The sequence below is a fragment of the Telluria sp. ZT3P25 genome, from assembly GCF_059685895.1.
The window spans coordinates 387,299-407,484 of the sequence record NZ_JCASIJ010000001.1; the positions used below are offsets into that span (position 1 = coordinate 387,299).

Consider the following 20,186-nt stretch of genomic DNA (forward strand, 5'->3'; position numbering starts at 1 on the left):
TGCGATGGTCAGGTATTCGAGTGGATGCATGATTAACCCCGCACCGATGGAGCGTAACCGCCGTGGGCGATGTACAGGTCTTGCGAGAAACTACGGATGGCGGCGATGGCCGCTGCGAAGAAATTGGTTTGCTGGATAGCTGCAGTCATGTTGCGCTCCTGGTTAAATACTGTCATGTTGCGTTGCAGTATAAGAGTCATCGAGTCATAAGAAAACTTTTCATTCGTGATTCCTGCGATTCACAAAATGAATAATTGTTTAGTTGCTCACTGGAAAGATATGCGGTTGACGCATATCTCGACAATCGGTACACGCATAAGAAGGGCAAGGATTCAATGCAATGGGGCAACACGGTACGATTCTTGCATGCAAAAACGGCATGAAACCGCGAGACACAACAACCCCACATTTGCGCATTGTTGTCGTGCTGTCCGCAACGGCACCAGGCGCCGACCCCGACGCGGCCCAGGCAGCGCAGACCCGGCGCAGCACCGCGCTGCGCATTGGCCTGCTCGAATCGGGCTACGACCTGGTCGCATCGCTCCCGGCCGACGTGTTCCTGCCCGAGCGCATCGCGCAGTTGCAGCCCGACCTGATCATCCTCGACAGCGAGTCCGACGCCCGCGACGTGCTCGAACACATCGTGATTGCCACCCGCGACGCGCGCCGGCCCATCGTGCTGTTCACCGAAGACGACGCACCGGCCAGCATGGACGCGGCACTGGAAGCGGGCGTGTCGGCGTACATCGTCGCCGGCCTGCAGGCCGAACGCGTCAAGCCGGTGCTCGACGTCGCACTGGCGCGCTTCCGACGCGAGCAGCGATTGCTCGACGAATTGAGCGATACCCGGCAGAAGCTGGCTGAGCGCAAGGTGCTCGACCGCGCCAAGGGCATGTTGATGACGCGCTACCAGCTGACCGAAGACCAGGCCTACCAGCGTCTGCGCAGCCTGGCCATGAACAAGAACATGAAGCTGGTCGACGTCGCGCAGCGCCTGATCGACGTGGAAGACCTGCTGGGCTGAGCGCCCTGCAGCTAACAAGAACATCAGGATATCTATGACATTGGCAGGCAAGGGCGCATGGATCGCCGGTACCGACCGTCCCGAGATCGAGACCATCCGCATCGGCTTCATGCCACTGGCCGACTGCGCGCCGCTGGTGATGGCGTCGGTGCTGGGCTTCGATGAACTGTACGGCGTGCGCTTTGCACTGAGCCGCGAACAATCCTGGACCGGCATGCGCGAGCACCTGGTGGGCGGGCAGCTCGATGCGGCGCAGGCGCTGTACGGCATGGTGTACGGGATCCAGAACGGCATCGGCACCGGCCAGTGCGACATGGCCGTGCTGATGAACCTGAACCAGAATGGCCAGAACATCACGCTTTCGCGCACCTGGGCCGACGCAGCAGCAGAACCGGGCGGGCTGGCGCGCCTGGTGCAGGCCGGGCAGCGCCTGACGCTGGCGCATACGTTCCCGACCGGGAACCACGCGATGTTCCTGTATTACTGGCTGGCGGCGCAGGGCGTCGATCCGATGAAGGATTGTCAGCTGGTGACAGTGCCACCGGGGCAGATGGCGACGAGCCTCGCGGCCGGCCATATGGATGGCTTCTGTGCGGGCGAGCCGTGGGGCCAGCGCGCGCTGCGCGACGGTGCCGGTGTGCAGGCCGCGTCGAGCGAGCAAGTGTGGCCCAACCATCCCGGCAAGGCGCTGGGCACGCGCGCTGCCTTTGCCGCCACCCACCCGAATGCCTGCCGCGCCATGATCGCCGCGCTGCTGCAGGCCGCGCGCTGGCTTGACGCTTCGCGCGCCAACCGCGAAGCGGCGGCCGAGGTGCTGGCCAGTCCTGCGTATGTCAATGCCAGCCGCGAGACGCTGCAGTATTGCCTGGCCGGGCCTTCGGAAGGCGCGGCCTGGCATGGCCACAACGGTCTGCGTTTCTACGCGGACGGCGAGGCCAATTTCCCGTGGCTGTCCGACGGCATGTGGTTCATGACACAGCACCGCCGCTGGGGCTTGCTCCGCACCGATCCCGATTACCTGGCGCTGGCGCAGCAGGTCAACCGCATCGACCTGTACCGCGAAGCGGCCGAGCGTACCGGCACGCCGCTGCCTGCTGCCACGCTGCGCACGTCCACGCTGATGGATGGCCGGGTCTGGGATGGCAGCGACCCACACACCTATGCCACCAGCCTCGCACCGGCTTGACGCCGGTCGCGGTGCACGCCGGTGCATCATCTTGGGGAATGGTGCACCGCAATGCAGCATTCGTGATGCGCCCCTTGCCGGCCCCGCCCTGAACCGCGCGTGGCACGCCTCTTGCTGATACAGAGACAGGATCAATGACGATCTCCTTCATATAACGCCAGCCCAACGACGGGCCGGCACCAGGACAACGGCGTCCGCAGCTTCTGCCCCAGGCAGCAGCGCGGACGCCTTTTTGTTTTCCAAGGACGAAAATCATGACCGGCAAAGCAGACAACATCAACCTCTTCTCGTTCCAGGGCGCGCCGATGCGCGCCTTCCACCTGACCTGGGTGGCCTTCTTCATTTGCTTCTTCGCGTGGTTCGCCTGCGCGCCGCTGATGCCCGTCATCAAAGGCGAGTTCGGCCTGTCGATGGAGCAGATCGCCAACATCAATATCGCGGCGGTGGCGATCACGATTTTTGTCCGCCTGCTGGTTGGCCCCCTGTGCGACCGCTACGGCCCGCGCAAGACCTATACGGGCCTGCTGCTGATCGGCGCCATTCCCGTGCTGGGCGTGGCGATGGCGCAGAGCTACGAAACATTCCTGCTGGCGCGCCTGGGCATCGGGGCGGTCGGCGCCAGCTTCGTCATCACCCAGTACCACACGTCGGTGATGTTTTCGCCGAAGGTGGTCGGCACCGCCAACGCGGCCGCTGCCGGCTGGGGCAATGCCGGCGGCGGCGCAGCGCAGGCGCTGATGCCGCTGCTGCTCACCGCCGTCGTGATGCTGGGCGTGAGCCAGTCGATGAGCTGGCGTGTGGCGCTGGTGGTCCCGGGCGTCATGATGATCATCATGGCCTTTGTTTACTGGCGCTACACGCAGGATTGCCCGGCCGGTAACTACGACGACCTGCGCAAGACCGGCAATCTGCCGGCCAGCGCCGGCAAGGGCGGCTGGGCCAGTTTCACCGAAGGCTGCCGCAACTACCGCGCCTGGCTGCTGTTCGTCACCTACGGCGCCTGCTTCGGCATCGAGATCTTCATCCACAACATCGCCGCCGTCTACTACGTCGATCATTTCGACCTGACCCTGGGCGAGGCCGGCATGGCGGCTGGCAGCTTCGGCCTGCTGGCGCTGTTCGCCCGCGCGCTGGGCGGCTGGCTGTCGGACCGCGCAGCGCGCGGTGGCGACGTCAATCGCCGCGTGACCATCCTGTTCGTCCTGATGATCGGTGAAGCGCTGGGCCTGTTGTGGTTCGCGCAGGCCGACGGCATCGTGTTCGCCGTGGTGGCCATGCTGGTGTTCGGCCTGTTCACGCACATGGCCTGCGGCGCGACCTATGCGCTGGTGCCGTTCGTGGCACCCAGGGCGCTGGGCGGGGTGGCCGGCATCGTCGGCGCCGGGGGCAATGTGGGCGCCGTCGCCGCCGGCTTCCTGATGAAGGGTACGGGTGACATCCAGAGCACGCTCACGATCCTGAGCGGCCTGGTGGTGGTGGCCAGCCTGTGCGCGCTTGGCGCGCGCTTCGGCAGCACGTCCCGCATCCCGTCCAGCATCCCGTCCGCAACCGTTGCAGCATAAAGGAGAACGTCATGCATATCGTCGTCATCGGCCACGGAATGGTGGGCCACAAATTCCTCGAAACGCTCGCTGCCAGCAGCATGCAGGACCCGGCGACACCGCTGCGGGTCACGGTGCTGGGCGAAGAGCCGCGCCCGGCCTACGACCGTGTGCACCTGTCGGAATTCTTTGCCGGTAAAAGTGCGGATGACCTGTCGCTGGTCGCGCCGGGCTACTTCGAGCGCGCCGAGCTGGCCGAGCGCGTCGTGCTGCGCCTGAACGCGAAGGTGGTGGCCATCGACCGCACTGCGCAATCGGTGCTGCTGGGCGACGGCAGCGCCGTCTCCTACGATCGCCTGGTGCTCGCCACCGGCTCGTACCCGTTCGTGCCGCCCGTGCCGGGGGCCGAGCGCAAGGACTGCTTCGTGTACCGCACGATCGAAGACCTCGAGAAGATGAAGGAATGCGCCGCCCGCGGCGACGGCACGCGCCAGCGCATCGGCGTCGTCATCGGCGGCGGCCTGCTTGGCCTGGAGTGCGCCAAGGCGCTGCGCGACCTGGGCCTGCAGGCGCACGTCGTCGAATTTGCGCCGCGCCTGATGGCGGTGCAGGTCGACGATGCCGGCGCACGCGTGCTGCGCACCCGCATCGAAGAACTGGGTGTCGGCGTCCACACCGGCAAGAACACGCTGGCCATCGTCGATGGCGACGCCACGACCCACCGCATGCAGTTCGCCGACGGCACGAGTCTGGACACCGACATGATCGTGTTCTCGGCCGGCATCCGCCCGCGCGACGAACTGGCGCGCCAGGCCGGCCTTGAGCTGGGCGCGCGCGGCGGCATCGTCATCGACGGCCAGTGCCTGACGTCCGACCCGCACATCTACGCGATCGGCGAATGCGCGCTGTGGAGCGGCCAGCTGTTTGGCCTGGTGGCGCCGGGCTACGACATGGCGCGCACGGCGGCGCGCCATGTGCTGGGCGCCGAATGCGGCTTTGCCGGCGCCGACATGAGCACGAAGCTCAAGCTGATGGGCGTGGACGTGGCCAGCCTGGGCGACGCGCATGGCACCACGCCGGGCAGCCGCAGTTACCAGTTCCTGGATGAGCGGCGCCAGACCTATCGCAAGATCGTCGTCTCGAGTTGCGGCAAGTACCTGCTCGGCGGCGTGCTGGTGGGCGACGCCGCATCGTACGGCGCGCTGCTGCAGACGATGCTCAACAAGATCGAGCTGCCCGAAGCGCCCGAATACCTGATCCTTCCCGAAAGCGGCAACACCGTGCGGCCTGCGCTGGGCGTGGACAAGCTGCCGGCCACGGCGCAGGTCTGCTCGTGCAACGACATCTCGAAGGGCGCGCTGTGCGAGGCGGTGGCCGGCGGCGCCACCACGATCGGCGCGCTCAAAAGCTGCACGACGGCCGGCACGGCCTGCGGCGGCTGCGTGCCGCTGGTGACGCAGGTGCTGAACGCCGAACTGAAAAAACTGGGCGTGGCCGTCAACAACCACCTGTGCGAACACTTTGCATATTCGCGCCAGGAGCTGTACCACCTGGTGCGCGTGGAAGGCATCAAGGAATTTGGCGAACTGCTGGCGCGCCACGGGAAGGGCCTGGGCTGCGACGTTTGCAAGCCGACCGCCGCGAACATCCTGGCCTCGGTGTGGAACGATTTCGTGCTCAAGCCGAAGCACGCCAGCCTGCAGGATTCGAACGACTACTTCCTCGGCAACATCCAGAAGGACGGCACCTACTCGGTCGTGCCGCGCATGCCAGGTGGCGAAGTGACGGCAGACGGCCTGATCGCCGTGGGCATGGTGGCCAAGAAGTATGGCCTGTACACCAAGATCACGGGCGGCCAGCGGGTCGATCTGTTCGGCGCGCGCGTGGACCAGCTGCCGGCGATCTGGGAAGAGCTGATCGACGCCGGCTTCGAGTCGGGCCACGCCTACGGCAAGTCGCTGCGCACCGTCAAATCGTGCGTCGGCTCGACCTGGTGCCGCTTTGGCGTGGGCGACAGCGTGGGCTTTGCCATCGAACTGGAAAACCGCTACAAGGGCTTGCGCGCACCGCACAAGATCAAGTTTGGCGTCTCGGGCTGCACCCGCGAATGCGCCGAGGCGCAGGGCAAGGACGTGGGCCTGATCGCCACCGACAAGGGCTGGAACCTGTACGTGTGCGGCAACGGCGGCATGAAGCCGCGCCACGCGGAGCTGATCGCATCGAACCTGACCGAAGCCGAAGTCGTGCGCCTGACCGACCGCTTCCTGATGTTCTACGTGCGCACGGCCGAACGCCTGCAGCGCACGTCGACCTGGCGCGAGAACCTCGAAGGTGGCCTCGAGTATCTGAAGCAGGTTGTGGTCGAGGACAGCCTGGGCATCGGCGATGAACTCGAAGCGCAGATGCAGCACGTGGTCGACACCTATGCCTGCGAATGGAAGGAAGCCATTACCAATCCGGCCGTGCGCAGCCGCTTCCGCCACTTCGTCAACAGCGCAGAACCAGACAGCAACGTGGTGTTCGTGCCCGAGCGGGGGCAGGTGCGCCCGGCCACGTTCGATGAACGCCGCCGCACGATTCCCATCGCTGTGGCTTGAGGAGAATGACCATGCATCGTGACCCCCAACTTGCCAACTGGACGGCGGTCTGCCGGCTCGACGAGATCGTCCCCGACACCGGCGTATGCGCGCTGCTGAACGGCCGCCAGGTGGCCGTGTTCCGCATCGGCGACCTTGAGCCGCGTGTGTTCGCCATCGATAACTACGACCCGAACTCGCAGGCCGCCGTGCTCTCGCGCGGGCTGGTGGGCAGCATCGGCGAGCGCATCGTCGTGGCTTCGCCCATCTACAAGCAGCACTTCGACCTGGCCAGCGGCGAGTGCCTGGAGGCGCCGGCGCAGTCGGTGGCGAGCTATCCGGCCCGGATCGATGGCGACACCGTGTGGGTGGCCGCATGAACACGGCGCACAGGCCCGCGCTGGTGGTGGTCGGCAACGGCATGGCCGGGATGCGCACGGTCGAGGAACTGCTCGCGCTGGCCCCAGGCATGTACGACATCACCGTGTTCGGCGCCGAGCCGCACGTGAACTACAACCGGATCATGCTCTCGCCCGTGCTGGCGGGCGACAAGACGCAGGACGACATCGTGCTGCATCCGCGCGCGTGGTACGCCGAACATGGCATCACGCTGCACACGGGCGACCCGGTCGTGGCCATCGACCGCCGCCGCCGCAGCGTGCGCTCGCAATCGGGCGTCGAGGTGGCGTATGACCGCCTGCTGCTGGCCACCGGTTCGCAGCCATTCATCGTGCCGGTGCCGGGCGCAGACCTGCCGGGCGTGGTGGGCTTTCGCGACCTGATTGACGTCGACACGATGCTGCAGGCGGCGCGCGACGGCCGGCACGCGGTGGTGATCGGCGGCGGCCTGCTCGGACTGGAAGCGGCCAACGGCCTGCTGCGGCGCGGGATGGACGTGACGGTCGTGCACCTGACCGGCAGCCTGCTGAACCAGCAGCTCGATGGCGATGCATCGCTGCTGCTCAAGGGCGCGCTCGAGCGGCGCGGCTTGCGCATCCTGCTGGGCGTGCAGACCGAGGCCATTCTGGGTGATGGCAAGGTCGCATCGGTGCGCCTCTCGAACGGCGTCACGCTGCCGGCCGACCTGGTGGTGATGGCGGCCGGTGTGCGGCCCAACGTGGCGCTGGCGCGCGCCGCCGGCCTGCATGTCGAGCGTGCGATCGTCGTCGACGACACGCTGCAAAGCTACGACCCGCGCGTGTATGCGGTAGGCGAATGCGTCCAGCACCGCCGTGCGACCTTCGGCCTGGTCGCGCCAATCTGGGAACAGGCGCGCGTCTGCGCGGCGCACCTGGCCGGCTTCGGCCACCGCCGCTACGTGCAGCAGGCCGTGGCCACCAAACTCAAGGTCACGGGAATCGACCTGTACTCGGCCGGCGACATCGTCGGCCGCCCGGGCACGCAAGATCTGGTGCTGCGCGACCGCCGCTCCGGCATGTACAAGCGCCTGGTCCTCGACGGCAATCGCCTCACGGGCGCCGTGCTGTATGGCGACGTGGCCGACGGCCCCTGGTATTTCGACCTGATCGGGCGCGGCGTCGACATCTCGGCAATGCGCGACCGCCTGTTGTTCGGCCCTGCGTTGTGCGACGCGCAGGCTGCCTAGAAAGCTACCCCATGACCATTCCGATCCACGCTGTGCGTACCACCTGTCCCTACTGCGGCGTCGGCTGCGGCGTGAAAGCGACCGCGCTGCCCGGTGGCGGCGCGACGATCGAAGGCGACCTTGAGCACACCGCCAACCGCGGCCGCCTGTGCGTGAAAGGCTCGGCACTGGGCGAGACGCTCGATCTGGACGGCCGCCTGCTGCATCCGGCCGTGCGGAAGAAAGGGGCGCTGGTGCGCGCCAGCTGGGACGAGGCGCTGGATACCGTGGCGGACGGCTTCGCCCGCATCATCGCCGAGCACGGGCCGGACGCGGTCGCGCTGTACGTGTCGGGCCAGATCCTGACCGAGGATTACTACGTCGCCAACAAGTTCATGAAGGGGTACGTCGGCAGCGCCAATATCGACACCAATTCGCGCCTGTGCATGTCGTCCGCCGTGGCCGGCCACAAGCGCGCCTTCGGCGAAGACGTGGTGCCGGGCTGTTACGAGGACTTCGAGCTGGCCGATGCGATCGTGCTGGTGGGCTCGAACGCCGCCTGGTGTCATCCGACGCTGTTCCAGCGCATCGTAAAAGCCAAGGAAGCACGTCCTGACTTGCAGATCGTCGTGCTCGACCCGCGCCGCACGGCCACCTGCGAGCTGGCGGACCTGCACCTGGCTTTAAAACCCGGCAGCGATGTGGCGCTGTTCAACGGCTTGCTCGCGCACCTGGCACGCAGCGATGCGTTCGATGCTGATTACGTCGCAGCGCACACGACCGGCCTGGATGCGGCGCTCGATGTCGCCAACGCAGGCGATGACGTGGCGCGTACCTGCGGCCTCGATCCGGACGACCTGCACGCGTTCTACGACCTGTTTGCCCGCACCGATAAAGTGGTCACCGCATTCTCGATGGGCGTGAACCAGTCCAGCAGCGGCACCGACAAGGTCAACGCGATCATCAACTGCCACCTGGCCACCGGCCGCATCGGCCGGCCCGGTATGGGCCCGTTCTCGCTGACCGGCCAGCCCAATGCGATGGGCGGGCGCGAGGTGGGCGGCCTGGCCAATATGCTGGCGGCGCACCTGGACCTGGACAACGCAGGGCACCGCGACGCCGTGCGCACATTCTGGGATGCGCCGCGCATTGCCGACAAGCCGGGCCTGAAAGCCGTGGACCTGTTCCGCGCGATCGAAGCGGGCAGCGTGAAAGCGGTGTGGATCATGGCGACCAATCCGGTGGTCAGCATGCCGGACGCCGACCAGGTGCGGCGTGCGCTGGCGGCCTGCGAACTGGTGGTGGTATCGGACGTCATGGCCAGCACCGACCTGGCGCCCTACGCGCATGTGGCCCTGCCGGCGCTGGCCTGGGGCGAGAAGGATGGCACGGTCACCAATTCCGAACGCTGCATCTCGCGCCAGCGCGCCTTTTTGCCGGCGCCGGGCGAGGCGAGGGCCGACTGGCGCGCGCTGTGCGATGTCGCGCAGCGCATGGGGTATGCCGGGTTCGACTTCGACAGCGCACATGCGATCTTCGACGAACACGCGCGCCTGTCGGCCTGGAAGAATGACGACGATGGCCACCGCCGCGCCTTCCGGCTCGATCCGCTGGTGGGCATGCGCCGCGCCGCGTATGACGCGCTGCAACCGGTGCAGTGGCCGGTGAATGCAGCGGGGGAGGGCACCGCGCGCCTGTTTGGTAGCGGCGGTTTTTCGTACCCGGACGGCAAGGCGCGCTTCATCGCGACGGGCGTGCGCGCACCGGCCAATGTGCCTTCGAGTGAATTTCCGCTGGTGCTCAACACGGGGCGCCTGCGCGACCAGTGGCATACGATGACGCGCACCGGCAAGTCGCCGCGCCTGGCCGGCCACGCGGCCGAGCCGTTCGTCGACCTGCATCCGCACGATGCGCTGCTGGCCGGTGTGCGTGAGGGCGAGCTGGCCCGCATCAGCTCACGCTGGGGCGCGATGGTCGCGCGCGTGGCGCACGGCGGCGGCATCGCGCGCGGCGCCGCGTTCGTGCCGATTCACTGGAACGGGCAGACGGCGTCCGATGCGCGGGTGGGTGCGCTGGTCAATCCGGCCGTCGACCCGGTCTCGGGCGAGCCCGAATTCAAGCACACGCCCGTGCGGATCGAACCGTTCGGCGTGGCCTGGTATGGCTTCATCATGAGCCGGCGAGATCTCGGTCTTGAGCAGGTGGCCCACTGGACGCGGGTGCGCGGCAGCGGTTTCATTCGCTATGAGCTGGCCGGGCGCGCACCGGTCACGCTCGACATGGCGCGTGCATTGCTGGGTACTGGAGAAGCGGCGGATGCAGACGCCGACTGGATCGAGTACCAGGATCAGTCGGCGGGCATGCTGCGCGCCGCGCTGCTGGTCGACGGTCGCCTGGAAGCCTGCCTGTTCGTGGCGCGCGTGCCCGATCTGCCGGCGCGCGCGTGGCTGGGCGGGCTGTTCGCCGCACCCGAACTGGGTCCGCGCGAACGGGCCACGCTGCTGGCCGGCCGCGCCGTGCAAGCCGGGCTTGACCCCGGACCGACGGTCTGCTCGTGCTTCGGCGTTGGCCGCAACACGATCTGCGCCGCGATCCGGGCCGGCGACTTGCAGACGCCAGCGCAGGTGACGGCCTGCCTGAAGGCGGGCGGCAACTGCGGCTCGTGCATCCCCGAGATCAAGTCGCTGCTGCACGAGGTGCGCTTCGCCGCTGCTGCCGCCGCGTGATCAGCCTGGCGGCGTTTTCGGGACGGGTTTGGACGTGAGCAGGCTGGCCACCACCGACCCCGCCAGGATTACCCCGACCACCCCCAGCGCGATGCCGGTCGGGATCTTGTAGATATCGAGCAGCAGCATCTTGACGCCGATGAAGATCAGGATTGCGGCCAGACCGTATTTGAGCAGGTGGAAGCGGTCCGCCATGTCGGCCAGCAGGAAGTACATCGCGCGCAGGCCGAGAATGGCGAAGACGTTCGACGTGAACACGATGAACGGGTCGCTCGTGACCGCGAAGATCGCCGGGATCGAATCGACCGCGAAGATCACGTCCGTGATTTCGACCATGATCAGCACCACCAACATCGGCGTCGCATAGCGCAGGCCATCGCGCATGATGAAGAACTTTTCGCCGTGGTATTCGTCAGTGATCCGCATATGACCGCGCAGCCATTTCAGCAGCTTGTTGTCCGCCAGGTCGGGTTCGCTGTCGGCCGAGATCAGCATCTGGATACCGGTGTAGAGCAGGAATAGCCCGAAGATGTAGAGGATCCAGTGGAACTGGGCCAGCAGGAGCGCGCCCAGATAAATCAGGATCGCGCGCAGCACGATCGCGCCCAGCACGCCATACAGCAGCACGCGCTTCTGGTATTGCGCCGGCACGCTGAAAAAGCTGAAGAGGGTGATCCAGACAAACACATTGTCGACCGCCAGCGATTTTTCGATCAGGTAGCCGGTGATGTATTCAAGTGCCTTCTCCTTGGCCACGACCGGGCCGGCAATGCCTTCGAGATACCAGTAGAACCAGCCACCGAAGGCAAGGGCCACCGAGATCCAGATCAGCGACCAGACGGCCGCTTCTTTCGTGCTGATTTTGTGATCGCCCGATGTTTTGAGGCCAAAGAAGTCGATCGCCAGCATGACGACGACGAACGCGGTGAAGGAGAGATAGAGCGTGGGCGTACCGACCGATTCGATCATGTTGACTCCGTGGAGTGACAATGGACGCTGGTGGAGCGTGCTCACCGGCACGCGCTGTCATTACAGCATGAATTTTTTGGGCATGCCGCACGCATGGGGACTCTTGACGCGCGCTTGTGGTGACGGTGGCGGAACGAGGGCTTGATCGTAAAAACAAGTTTGTTCGAGTGACCAGTAAGGTACTCTACCGCTGGGTCACAACTGGTTGGGAAGAGCAACGTAATGCGCGGACGACTTGGAATCTACCGGGCTGACCTCATAAAAATTTAACGCCCCAAATTCTACGCAGGCAATATGAGAAAACTATTACGCTTCCTTTTTGGTCCGCGTCCGCCAACGGTAGCAACGATGCACGACGAGGTGAAAACAGCATCGATTCCCCAATTGGTTGATTTATCGCGTGACGACTACGGATTCAAACGGGAGGACGTGCTGGTTCGTGCGGCCGAGCTTCGCTCGCCGGAGCTGCTCGAGGCAATCCTGGAGCGACTGAACGACTGGGTTCCGCAAGTGCGTCAAGCTGCGCGTACGGCTCTTCTGGCGCTGGTACCGGTTCTCCCGCCAGCCGCAATCCTGAAAACGCTGCCTGTCATTGATCGGTTGCGACTCGCCAGGCGCGAGAATCATGTCGCCTGGATTGAACAGTACTACGCCATGGTGGTCGATGTCCTGGGCGCCGATGCCCTGGTTGCCGAGGCCGTAACGGGTACTGGCGAAGTGGCGCGCTCGTGCTTCAATATTGTCAGCACGAATTCTCTGCTTGACGCAGGCCAGCTGGCGCAGCGCGTGCTCGAGACTGGGGCCGACTTCGTCACGTCGCTTGCGGCTTGGCGTTTGGTCGCCGGGCTAAAAGCAAACGAGCTGAGAACGCTGGCAGATATCGCGCTGGCAAGTCCGTTCGGCGCAGTTCGCACGGCCGCCCTGCGCGAGTCCTTGCATTCTGCTGGCGAACAGGCCGACGCTTTAGCCGAGCAGGCCCTGCTGGATCCGCAAAGTTCGGTACGCAGCGTCGCGATGTGGCACCTGAAAGAGAAAGGCTATCCGGTTGCGCAGTTTTATGCCGACCGCCTTGTTCATGACGTTCTGACGATGCGCAGGACGCGTATTTGCCTGACCTCACTGGCTGCGTGCGGCACGCGCGACCATGTCGCGATCATCAAACGGTTCGCCGCCATGCCGCACGCCCGGACGCAGGCCACTGCTGTCATGTCATGGACCCGTCTGGCTCCCGATGCACGTGACGACATCTTGCGATTTGCGCTGGCCAGCCAATTTGCCAGGGTTCGGCAACTGGCTCTGGTGTTAATCGAAGACTTTGGCGCATACATCCCTTTGGACAAAGCGGTGACCCTGGCAGAAGAAAAATCTGACCACACACTTGCTCTTTCACTGGCACGACGGGAGCCCTGGACGTGGCTTACAACCATCCTCAAAATGGCAAATCGCCAGGTCGATGCATCGCACAAGGCGGATCTGATCCGCGAGCTGCAAAAATGGCGGGCTGCGTCTGCAAATATCTATACCAAACCGACGGATGCACAGGTCAGACTCCTGATTTCACCAGATGCCCCGCGCGTTCTCAATGCGCTTGTCGGCCGGGATGTGTTTTGTACGAACGGCGAATTTCGGCAAATATTTGAACTGCATGGTCTCAGGTGATGAGAAATTAGCATGTCTTTATGCGATGACTTTCTTTCTCCCCGATCTGTCAGCACTGATTGGCGCAAGAGCTGAGGCTGTGTCCAAATGTCAGACCTGACCCCGGCTTTTTCATTGGAGCTAAAATGATGCTATGAGGCCTTTGAAGATCCGTACTCTGCAAAGTAGTGACGCTGAACAGTTGCTGAAATTCGAATTGGAAAATCGCCAATGGTTCGAGCGGCATATTGACGCCCGCAGCGCCGATTTCTACGCATTCGAAGGCGTTACCGAGCATATCGCCTCGTATTATCTGGCCTTGCTAACGGAACATGGCATCCGCTTGTCATCGAAGATTCTGACGGCCAAATAGTTGGTCGAGCGAACTTGAAAGATATCGCTATAGCGGAAAGATCGGCAGAAATTGGTTACCGGATTGCCGAGCGCGCTTGTGGGCAAGGACTGGCAACGCTCGCGGTCAGGCGGTTGATCCAGGAGGCACGGTCACGTTGGAACCTGACTCGGCTGGTCGCCAATGTATATGCTGAAAATATTGGTTCGGCAAAAGTGCTTCAACGGTGTGGATTCGTGATCGAACATGTCTCACACCAGCAAGAAACACAAGACGATTATCGGTTCGTGCTTTCGATCAACAGCAATAGCTGATACGAATCGGCCGACTTCTGATCAAACTAGTCAATTGTCTGCATCCGGTTCATGTCGGCCGGAAATTGCCACACCCATCGTCTGCCGGCATGACACCGGCAGACGAACCTGGCGCCAGGCGCCGGATCAGCGCAGCGTACGGGCGAAGAACTCGTCAGTGCGGCTGTTGGCCAGCGTGGACGCGTCATGGTCGTAGTGACCGCCGCCCGGACGGGCAAATGCGTGGTCGCAACCAGGGTAGACATGGATTTCGGCATCGTTGCTGTCGGCAAACGCTGCCTTGATCTTCTCCTGCGCGTCCGGACCGATGTATTCGTCGGCACCGGCCAGGTGATACAGGAACGGCGCGCCGATGTTCTTTGCTTCGGACAGGTAGTTGTCGGTGCCGCCGCCGTAGTAGGCTGCGAACGCATCGCCATCGGTACGCGCCGCGCTCAGGTAGGTCATCAGGCCGCCCAGGCAGTAGCCGGTAACGCCGACCTTGCCGTTGCTGCCTTCCATTGTGCGCGCTGCGCTGATGGTGGCGGCGATGTCCTGCACGCCGTGGTCGAAATCGTAGCTCTTGTACAGGGCGAACGCGCGCGCGACGTCGGCTTCATTCGCTTCCGACAGATCCACGCCCGGCTCTTCGCGCCAGAACAGGTCGGGGGCGACGGCGATATAGCCCTTGGCGGCGTAGTTGTCGGCAATGCTGCGGATGCCGGCGTTCACGCCGAAGATTTCCTGCAGCACGATGATGACCGGGTAGGTGCCGACGACGTCGGGACGGGCCACGTAGCAATCGAAACCGCGTTCGGCGGTGGAGACAGTGAGTGTTTCGGACATGGAATTCCTTTGGGTTGACGAAGAAGGTGCCGGCCGGCTTGCTTGGGCGGCCGTAGCGAGGCATATGATAAGACGAATGCGACGGATGCTGCCACCAGCACGATTGCAGCGTGGCCCGGCCCCCTGGGACGCGTGGGCATCAACCCTGCAGACTGACGCCCATTTGCCGGCAATACTGGGCGAGGTGTTCGGGCAGATCCGCCGGGCACGCGCCGCACGCCCGGTTGCCCGGCACGGCATAGTCGATGAAGGTCGGGTAGGGCAGCGCAAGCGCGGCCATGATCGAGCGGAACTCCTCCAGCGTCTTGCCGGCGCCCAGTCGCAGGTTGCGCTGTTTTTCCTGGGCGATCGAAGAAACGCGGCGTGCCTGGTAGTCGTGCGCGGGATAGACCAGCGTGTCATCCGGCAGCGCAAACAGTTTTTCGGTCACGCTGCGATACAGCGCATCGGCATCCCCGTTCTGGAAATCCGTGCGACCGCAGCCGTCGATCAGCAGGGCGTCGCCGGTGAAGACCCGTTCGCCCAGCAGATAGGAAAAGTGGCCATCGGTATGGCCGGGGGTATGCAGCGGTTGCAAGGATATGCCGCCGACCTCGAACGGGCGGCCTTCCTCGATCGCCACATCGGCGCACGGCAGGCAGTCGAACGCGGGCGCGGCGATCTTGCTGCCGGTGGCGTTGCGCAATGCCAGCGCCGCAGTGATGTGGTCGGCATGGATATGGGTGTCGAGCGTGTAGGCCAGGGTCAGCCCCAGATCGTGCAGGACGCCAAGATCGCGCTCCATGCTGACGATCACCGGGTCGATCAGGATGGCCTGACCGGTCTGCGGATCACCCAGCAGATAGGTATAGGTGCTCGACAACGGTTCGAAAAGTTGCTTGAAAATCATGGTGCCTCCGGTGATCGGTGGATCAGGACCTGCGTCGTTCGAGCAGTTCGAAAATGCCCATGCCCACCAGCATGGCGGCGCAAAAAATGAGCGGCTGCACCGCGCCCGTCGTGAGCGAAGCCAGCGCCGGGCCGGGACAGAAGCCCGCCAGCCCCCAGCCGGCGCCGAAGGCGAGGCTGCCCAGCACCAGCCGGCGGTCGATCCGGGTGGCGGTCGGCAGGCGCATGGGCTCGCCCAGCAGCGATTGCCGACGTCTGGCAGCGACCCGGAACGCCGGCAATGCCACCGGGATCGCGCCGGCCATCACCAGTGCCAGCGACGGGTCCCAGCGGCCGGCCAGGTCCAGAAAACCAAGCACTTTGGCCGGGTTCGTCATGCCAGCCACGATCAGGCCGATGCCAAACACGAGCCCGGTAATCAATGCCATCAGGATGTTCATACCGTTCTCCTCAAGCCAGTAGATGGCGCACGATGAACACGGTGGCAAAACCCGCGCCCATGAAGGCCAGCGTGGCCGCCAATGAACGGGCCGAACCGCGCGCCAGGCCACACACGCCATGGCCGCTGGTACAGCCGGCGCCGTAACGGGTGCCGATGCCGACCAGCAGGCCGGCGGCAATCAGGGTGCCCGTGCCGGCGTCGATGTGCATGGCGGGCAACGGGGCTGCCAGCATGTACACGAGCGGCGCCGCGACCAGACCGAGCAGAAACGCAATGCGCCAGCCAAGCTCGCCTGGGGCCGGCCGCAGCAGTCCGCCGAGAATGCCGCTGATGCCGGCGATGCGGCCATTGAACAGCACGAACATGGCGGCCGCCAGGCCGATCAGCAGGCCACCGCCCAGCGCGGTCCAGGGAGTGAAGTCAGTCCAGTTCACGGTCATTGCTGTCTCCCGCCGGTTGTGCACAGAATTGCTGGTACAGGACCTGCAGCACGGCGCTGGCCGCGTCGCTGGCCAGGCTGTAGTAGATCTGCTTGCCGTCGCGCCGGGTCGTGACCAGGCGCTCCTCGCGCAACACACCCAGCTGTTGGGAGAGGATGGGCTGGGCAATGCCGGACGCCGCTGCCAATTCGCTGACGCAGTATTCGGCCTGCGTCAGCTGGCACAGCAGCAGGAGCCGGTCCGGGTTCGCCAGCGTCTTGAGCAATGCGCAGGCGCGCACGGCGGCAGCTTGCATCTCAAGCGGGTTGAATGGTTCTGGAGAATGGTTCATGGTATCGCTTTCGTCAGACCCCATTGAATCACACTATATCGAAAAACAAAATATCTTTTAATATATTGATGGGTTCGTGGCGAAGGTTTGGGCGGCGCCGACGCGTGTGCCCGGCACGGGGTAGAATTTCAGGGCATCGTGGTGGTCATGCCGTCGTCGAACGTCTTCATGGCCCACCACGACCATTGCCATATTCTGAAAGAACCGTACATGAGTCATTTCGAGCACCTCCGCAGTCACGCCATTCCTGCACTCCAGGCCACGATGGAAGAGTATGTCGCGCCGGCGTCCGGCGCGCGCCACATCCACCTGACCACCAGCGGCGCCGACATGGCGTTCCTGGTGGGTTTCCCCACCGTGCCCGACGCCAGCGATGGCCGCGCGCACATCCTCGAACACCTGGCGCTGTGCGGCTCGCAGCGCTATCCGGTGCGCGATCCGTTCTTCGCCATGCTGCGCCGCTCCACCGCGACCTTCATGAATGCGTTCACCTATGCCGACCGCACCGTGTATCCATTCGTCAGCACCGACGAAAATGATTTCTACAACCTGCTCGATGTGTACCTCGACGCCGCCTTCTTCCCGAAGCTCGATTACCTGAACTTCCTGCAAGAGGGCTGGCGCTACACGCTCACCGATGGCGTGCTTGGTTACCAGGGCGTGGTCTTCAATGAAATGAAGGGTGCGTTCGCTGACCCGGGCCACGCGCTGTACAAGGGCCTGACCTCGACCATCCTGAGCGGCACCACCTACGAAGTCGATTCGGGCGGCGATCCACTGGCCATTCCCGAGCTCACGCACCAGATGCTCAAGGACTTCCACGCCAGCCATTACCATCCGTCGCAGGCGGTCTTCATGACGGCCGGGCCATTGCCCGCTGCTGCGGTGCAGGCCCGCATTGCCGAGCGCGTGCTGGCGCGCCAGATTGACGCATCAACGCGGCGCGTGCCGCAACTGGCCAGCGCCTTTGCGGCGCCGCAGCGCAATACCGTGCGCATTCCGTCGCAGCAGGGCCGCGACAACGAATTCGGGCTGCAAATGACGTGGCTGATGGGCGAGTCGGCGATCCCGAAAGTGGCGTTCGAAGCGAGCCTGCTGTCGGCCGGCCTGCTGGGCGACGCTGCTGCACCGCTGATGAAGGCGATGGAGACGGCGGGTTACGGCCGGCCGTCGGGCTTTAATGGCCATGACGACAGTGCGCGCCAGATGCTGTTCCACGTCGGCATGGAGGGTCTGACCGAGGCCCAGGCGCCGCTGGCCGAAGCACTGATCTGGTCCACGCTGGAGCAGGTGGCCGAGCAGGGCGTGGAGCACGCCACGCTGCAGGCCGCGCTGCGCGACCTGAAATACCAGCAGCGCAATACCCGCAGCGGCAGCATGCCGAATGTGCTCGAACGCCTCTTGACCGCGCTGCCGGTCGCGATGCGCGACGGCGACGTCGTTACCGCCTTCGACAGCGATGCGATCCTGCAGGCGATGGAAAGCGATATCGCCGATCCGGCTTACTTCAAATCGCTCGTGCGTAACCTGTTGACCTCGCCGGGCCGCCTGGTCTCGACCATCGTGCCAGACGCTGCGTATTTTTCCAACCGTGACGCCGTGGAAAGCGCGCGCCTGGCGCAGGCCTCGGCCCAGCTGACCGATGCCGACCGTGCGCGCATCGCAGCCGATACCGTGGCCCTCGAAGCGCATCAGAAAACGGCCTTCGATTCGCAGGTGCTGCCGCGTATCCGGCCCGGTGACGTGAGCACGCAGCCGCGCGCCTTGCCCGCGTTTGCACCGACCGCCGACGACATCCACGCGTTCAGCATCGGCTCGAACGGCATTTCGTCGGCCAGCATCGTGTATGACGTGTCGGCGATTCCGGCCGCCGACTGGCCATGGCTGGCGCTGTACACGCAGCTGCGCGACGACCTGGGTCTGGAGGGGCAGGACTACGCCGAGGCCGGCGCCTGGCGCCAGCGCATGGTGCCGTCGTTCGGCTTCGACCTGCAGCCGTTCCAGCTGCCGGAAGGCGCGCTGCGCATTGACCTGACGGTATCGGCCAACGCCCTGCGCGAAGAGCATGCCAACATCGTTGCGGTGCTCGACGCCTACATGGCCCGGCCACGCTTCGACGAGGCCGTGCGCCTGCGTTATCTGCTCGAGCGCAAGGTGGAAAACACACTGGACGACCTGGCGCAGGCTGGTAGCCACTACGCGTCCATGGCCGTGAGCGCGCCGCTGGCGCAGGTGCGGCGCTTCCAGGATGCCATTGCCGGACCGACGGCGCTGGCATTCAACGCCCGCCTCAAAACCCTGGCCGCAACGCCGGAAGGCGTGGCGCAGGTCGCGGCCGAACTGGCGCGCATCCACGCCGCCATCGTGGCGCAGCGCCCGAGCATGCTGTGCGCCGGCAGTGGCGACGATGGCCATGAGCTGGCGCGCTTGCTGGCGGCGGCCTGGCCGACGTCGGCTACCGCCACTGGTGCAGCTATGGCGCCTGGCGCGTCCGCAGAAGTTGCACCGCAGGCCCCGGCGAATGTCGCGCTGCACGCGGCAGGCCAGGTCAATCACTGCAATATCGCCTGGGCAGTGCCGATGTCGCACGACGACGATGCCGGTGCCCTGAGCGTGGCTGCCGAGCTGTTCACCAACCAGGTGCTGCACACGGCGCTGCGCGAAGCGGGCGGCGCGTACGGCGGCAGCGCATCATATGCGGGCGATTCGGGCGTGTTTTCGATGGCCTCGTTCCGCGACCCGCGCCTGGCGGCCACCTACCGCGATTTCGACGCGGCGATCGATACCATCCTGGCGACCGATTACAGCGACGAGCAGGTCGAGGAAGCCATCATCGGCGTGATCAAGAAGCTCGACAAGCCGGAAGCACCGTGGGATGCGGTGCGCCTGGGCTGGCGCATGTTCCGGCGCGGCACCGACATGGCCACGCGCGAGCGTTTCCGCCAGGGCGTGCTCGGCTGTACGCAGGCGCAGGTGAAGGCGGTCGTACAGACGTACCTGAAAAACGGCACTGCCAGCCGCGCTGCGTTTGCCGGCAATACCGAGCAGGACCTGGGTGGCCTGGCCGTGCTGGATTTGTCGGTGCTGGCCGGGGCTTGATACCGGGTGGTTGATGGGAGGCGGCTGCCGTCGGTAGCCGCCTCCCAAGCTAATTCCCTATTAAAATATTTTAGGCACAATATTTAATAGGAATTTATTCTTGCCTATATTGGCAGGCGCAATGCCTGCTGTGCAATTCAGTCAGCGCTGATTTCTTCATTCATTTTCCAATCGCTCCACAGCATTGATGGTACGCAGAATCCGGCTTGGATATCTTGCATACCATGCAATGGTATTGCGCGTGTGCGCA

Annotated in this window: 17 protein-coding genes; 11 read left to right on the top strand and 6 right to left on the bottom strand. The window is 64.6% G+C overall.

The genetic code is table 11. The features are described 5' to 3' along the window. Positions 1-379: 379 nt before the first annotated feature. The 7 genes from AC56LY_RS01790 to AC56LY_RS01820 all read left to right on the top strand — a co-directional run bounded on the left by AC56LY_RS01790 (position 380) and on the right by AC56LY_RS01820 (position 10,638). Positions 380-1,024: an ANTAR domain-containing response regulator gene (locus tag AC56LY_RS01790; protein ID WP_183557494.1), complete on the top strand. Its 645-nt coding sequence runs from the start codon at positions 380-382 to the stop codon at positions 1,022-1,024. A gap of 34 nt (positions 1,025-1,058) precedes the next feature. After that, complete coding sequence (locus AC56LY_RS01795; RefSeq protein WP_499576013.1) at positions 1,059-2,210, top strand: CmpA/NrtA family ABC transporter substrate-binding protein; 1,152 nt, start codon at positions 1,059-1,061, stop codon at positions 2,208-2,210. A gap of 254 nt (positions 2,211-2,464) precedes the next feature. Continuing rightward, positions 2,465-3,772, top strand: coding sequence for an MFS transporter (locus AC56LY_RS01800; protein WP_499576015.1), 1,308 nt, complete (start codon positions 2,465-2,467; stop codon positions 3,770-3,772). A gap of 11 nt (positions 3,773-3,783) precedes the next feature. Beyond that, entirely contained in the window at positions 3,784-6,348 is a 2,565-nt protein-coding gene (nirB, locus tag AC56LY_RS01805) for a nitrite reductase large subunit NirB (protein ID WP_499576017.1), read from the top strand. An 11-nt stretch (positions 6,349-6,359) separates the two neighbouring features. Beyond that, positions 6,360-6,707, top strand: a complete 348-nt coding sequence (gene nirD / locus AC56LY_RS01810; protein ID WP_499576019.1) for a nitrite reductase small subunit NirD — start codon at positions 6,360-6,362, stop codon at positions 6,705-6,707. Next, positions 6,704-7,933 carry an NAD(P)/FAD-dependent oxidoreductase gene (locus tag AC56LY_RS01815; protein WP_499576022.1) on the top strand — a complete coding sequence of 410 codons (1,230 nt, stop codon included), beginning with the start codon at positions 6,704-6,706 and terminating at the stop codon, positions 7,931-7,933. The genes nirD and AC56LY_RS01815 overlap by 4 nt, the downstream gene beginning before the upstream one ends. Positions 7,934-7,944: 11 nt before the next feature. Further along, positions 7,945-10,638, top strand: a complete 2,694-nt coding sequence (locus tag AC56LY_RS01820) for a molybdopterin-dependent oxidoreductase (RefSeq protein WP_499576026.1) — start codon at positions 7,945-7,947, stop codon at positions 10,636-10,638. Here the strand turns inward: AC56LY_RS01820 and AC56LY_RS01825 are convergent, their stop codons facing one another. Next, complete coding sequence (locus tag AC56LY_RS01825) at positions 10,639-11,607, bottom strand: TerC family protein (RefSeq protein WP_499576029.1); 969 nt, start codon at positions 11,605-11,607, stop codon at positions 10,639-10,641. It abuts the gene before it with no gap. 294 nt (positions 11,608-11,901) lie between these two features. Between AC56LY_RS01825 and AC56LY_RS01830 the strand changes: the two genes are divergently transcribed. From AC56LY_RS01830 to AC56LY_RS01840, 3 genes are all read left to right on the top strand, one after another. After that, positions 11,902-13,266 (top strand): hypothetical protein, encoded by a 1,365-nt coding sequence (locus AC56LY_RS01830; protein WP_499576031.1) that lies wholly within the window; start codon positions 11,902-11,904, stop codon positions 13,264-13,266. A 142-nt stretch (positions 13,267-13,408) separates the two neighbouring features. After that, positions 13,409-13,618 (top strand): hypothetical protein, encoded by a 210-nt coding sequence (locus AC56LY_RS01835; RefSeq protein ID WP_499576033.1) that lies wholly within the window; start codon positions 13,409-13,411, stop codon positions 13,616-13,618. Further along, positions 13,615-13,911: a GNAT family N-acetyltransferase gene (locus tag AC56LY_RS01840; RefSeq protein ID WP_499581913.1), complete on the top strand. Its 297-nt coding sequence runs from the start codon at positions 13,615-13,617 to the stop codon at positions 13,909-13,911. Before AC56LY_RS01835 ends, AC56LY_RS01840 begins: the two co-directional genes overlap by 4 nt. A gap of 126 nt (positions 13,912-14,037) precedes the next feature. Here the strand turns inward: AC56LY_RS01840 and AC56LY_RS01845 are convergent, their stop codons facing one another. The 5 genes from AC56LY_RS01845 to AC56LY_RS01865 all read right to left on the bottom strand — a co-directional run bounded on the left by AC56LY_RS01845 (position 14,038) and on the right by AC56LY_RS01865 (position 16,837). Next, positions 14,038-14,736 carry a dienelactone hydrolase family protein gene (locus AC56LY_RS01845; RefSeq protein ID WP_499576036.1) on the bottom strand — a complete coding sequence of 233 codons (699 nt, stop codon included), beginning with the start codon at positions 14,734-14,736 and terminating at the stop codon, positions 14,038-14,040. Positions 14,737-14,875: 139 nt separating this feature from the next. After that, entirely contained in the window at positions 14,876-15,625 is a 750-nt protein-coding gene (locus tag AC56LY_RS01850) for an MBL fold metallo-hydrolase (RefSeq protein WP_499576038.1), read from the bottom strand. Between the two features lie 22 nt (positions 15,626-15,647). Beyond that, positions 15,648-16,064 carry a YeeE/YedE family protein gene (locus AC56LY_RS01855; RefSeq protein WP_499576040.1) on the bottom strand — a complete coding sequence of 139 codons (417 nt, stop codon included), beginning with the start codon at positions 16,062-16,064 and terminating at the stop codon, positions 15,648-15,650. Positions 16,065-16,074: 10 nt separating this feature from the next. Continuing rightward, a complete protein-coding gene (locus AC56LY_RS01860; RefSeq protein WP_499576044.1) occupies positions 16,075-16,506 on the bottom strand; it encodes a YeeE/YedE family protein in 432 nt (143 codons plus the stop codon). After that, the gene (locus AC56LY_RS01865; protein ID WP_499576048.1) at positions 16,487-16,837 is read right to left on the bottom strand and encodes an ArsR/SmtB family transcription factor; all 351 of its coding nucleotides are present in this window, start codon (positions 16,835-16,837) and stop codon (positions 16,487-16,489) included. Before AC56LY_RS01865 ends, AC56LY_RS01860 begins: the two co-directional genes overlap by 20 nt. A gap of 210 nt (positions 16,838-17,047) precedes the next feature. On the opposite strand from AC56LY_RS01865, the gene AC56LY_RS01870 reads away from it, so the two are divergent. Beyond that, the gene (locus AC56LY_RS01870) at positions 17,048-19,936 is read left to right on the top strand and encodes an insulinase family protein (protein ID WP_499576051.1); all 2,889 of its coding nucleotides are present in this window, start codon (positions 17,048-17,050) and stop codon (positions 19,934-19,936) included. Positions 19,937-20,186 lie beyond the last annotated feature (250 nt).

What these genes read in the sequence shown, in the direction of transcription:
- AC56LY_RS01790 (WP_183557494.1), top strand. Translation starts at nt 380, where the DNA reads ATGAAACCGCGAGACACAACAACCCCACATTTGCGCATTGTTGTCGTG.
- AC56LY_RS01795 (WP_499576013.1), top strand. Translation starts at nt 1,059, where the DNA reads ATGACATTGGCAGGCAAGGGCGCATGGATCGCCGGTACCGACCGTCCC.
- AC56LY_RS01800 (WP_499576015.1), top strand. Translation starts at nt 2,465, where the DNA reads ATGACCGGCAAAGCAGACAACATCAACCTCTTCTCGTTCCAGGGCGCG.
- nirB (WP_499576017.1), top strand. Translation starts at nt 3,784, where the DNA reads ATGCATATCGTCGTCATCGGCCACGGAATGGTGGGCCACAAATTCCTC.
- nirD (WP_499576019.1), top strand. Translation starts at nt 6,360, where the DNA reads ATGCATCGTGACCCCCAACTTGCCAACTGGACGGCGGTCTGCCGGCTC.
- AC56LY_RS01815 (WP_499576022.1), top strand. Translation starts at nt 6,704, where the DNA reads ATGAACACGGCGCACAGGCCCGCGCTGGTGGTGGTCGGCAACGGCATG.
- AC56LY_RS01820 (WP_499576026.1), top strand. Translation starts at nt 7,945, where the DNA reads ATGACCATTCCGATCCACGCTGTGCGTACCACCTGTCCCTACTGCGGC.
- AC56LY_RS01825 (WP_499576029.1), bottom strand. Translation starts at nt 11,607, where the DNA reads ATGATCGAATCGGTCGGTACGCCCACGCTCTATCTCTCCTTCACCGCG.
- AC56LY_RS01830 (WP_499576031.1), top strand. Translation starts at nt 11,902, where the DNA reads ATGAGAAAACTATTACGCTTCCTTTTTGGTCCGCGTCCGCCAACGGTA.
- AC56LY_RS01845 (WP_499576036.1), bottom strand. Translation starts at nt 14,736, where the DNA reads ATGTCCGAAACACTCACTGTCTCCACCGCCGAACGCGGTTTCGATTGC.
- AC56LY_RS01850 (WP_499576038.1), bottom strand. Translation starts at nt 15,625, where the DNA reads ATGATTTTCAAGCAACTTTTCGAACCGTTGTCGAGCACCTATACCTAT.
- AC56LY_RS01855 (WP_499576040.1), bottom strand. Translation starts at nt 16,064, where the DNA reads ATGAACATCCTGATGGCATTGATTACCGGGCTCGTGTTTGGCATCGGC.
- AC56LY_RS01860 (WP_499576044.1), bottom strand. Translation starts at nt 16,506, where the DNA reads ATGACCGTGAACTGGACTGACTTCACTCCCTGGACCGCGCTGGGCGGT.
- AC56LY_RS01865 (WP_499576048.1), bottom strand. Translation starts at nt 16,837, where the DNA reads ATGAACCATTCTCCAGAACCATTCAACCCGCTTGAGATGCAAGCTGCC.
- AC56LY_RS01870 (WP_499576051.1), top strand. Translation starts at nt 17,048, where the DNA reads ATGAGTCATTTCGAGCACCTCCGCAGTCACGCCATTCCTGCACTCCAG.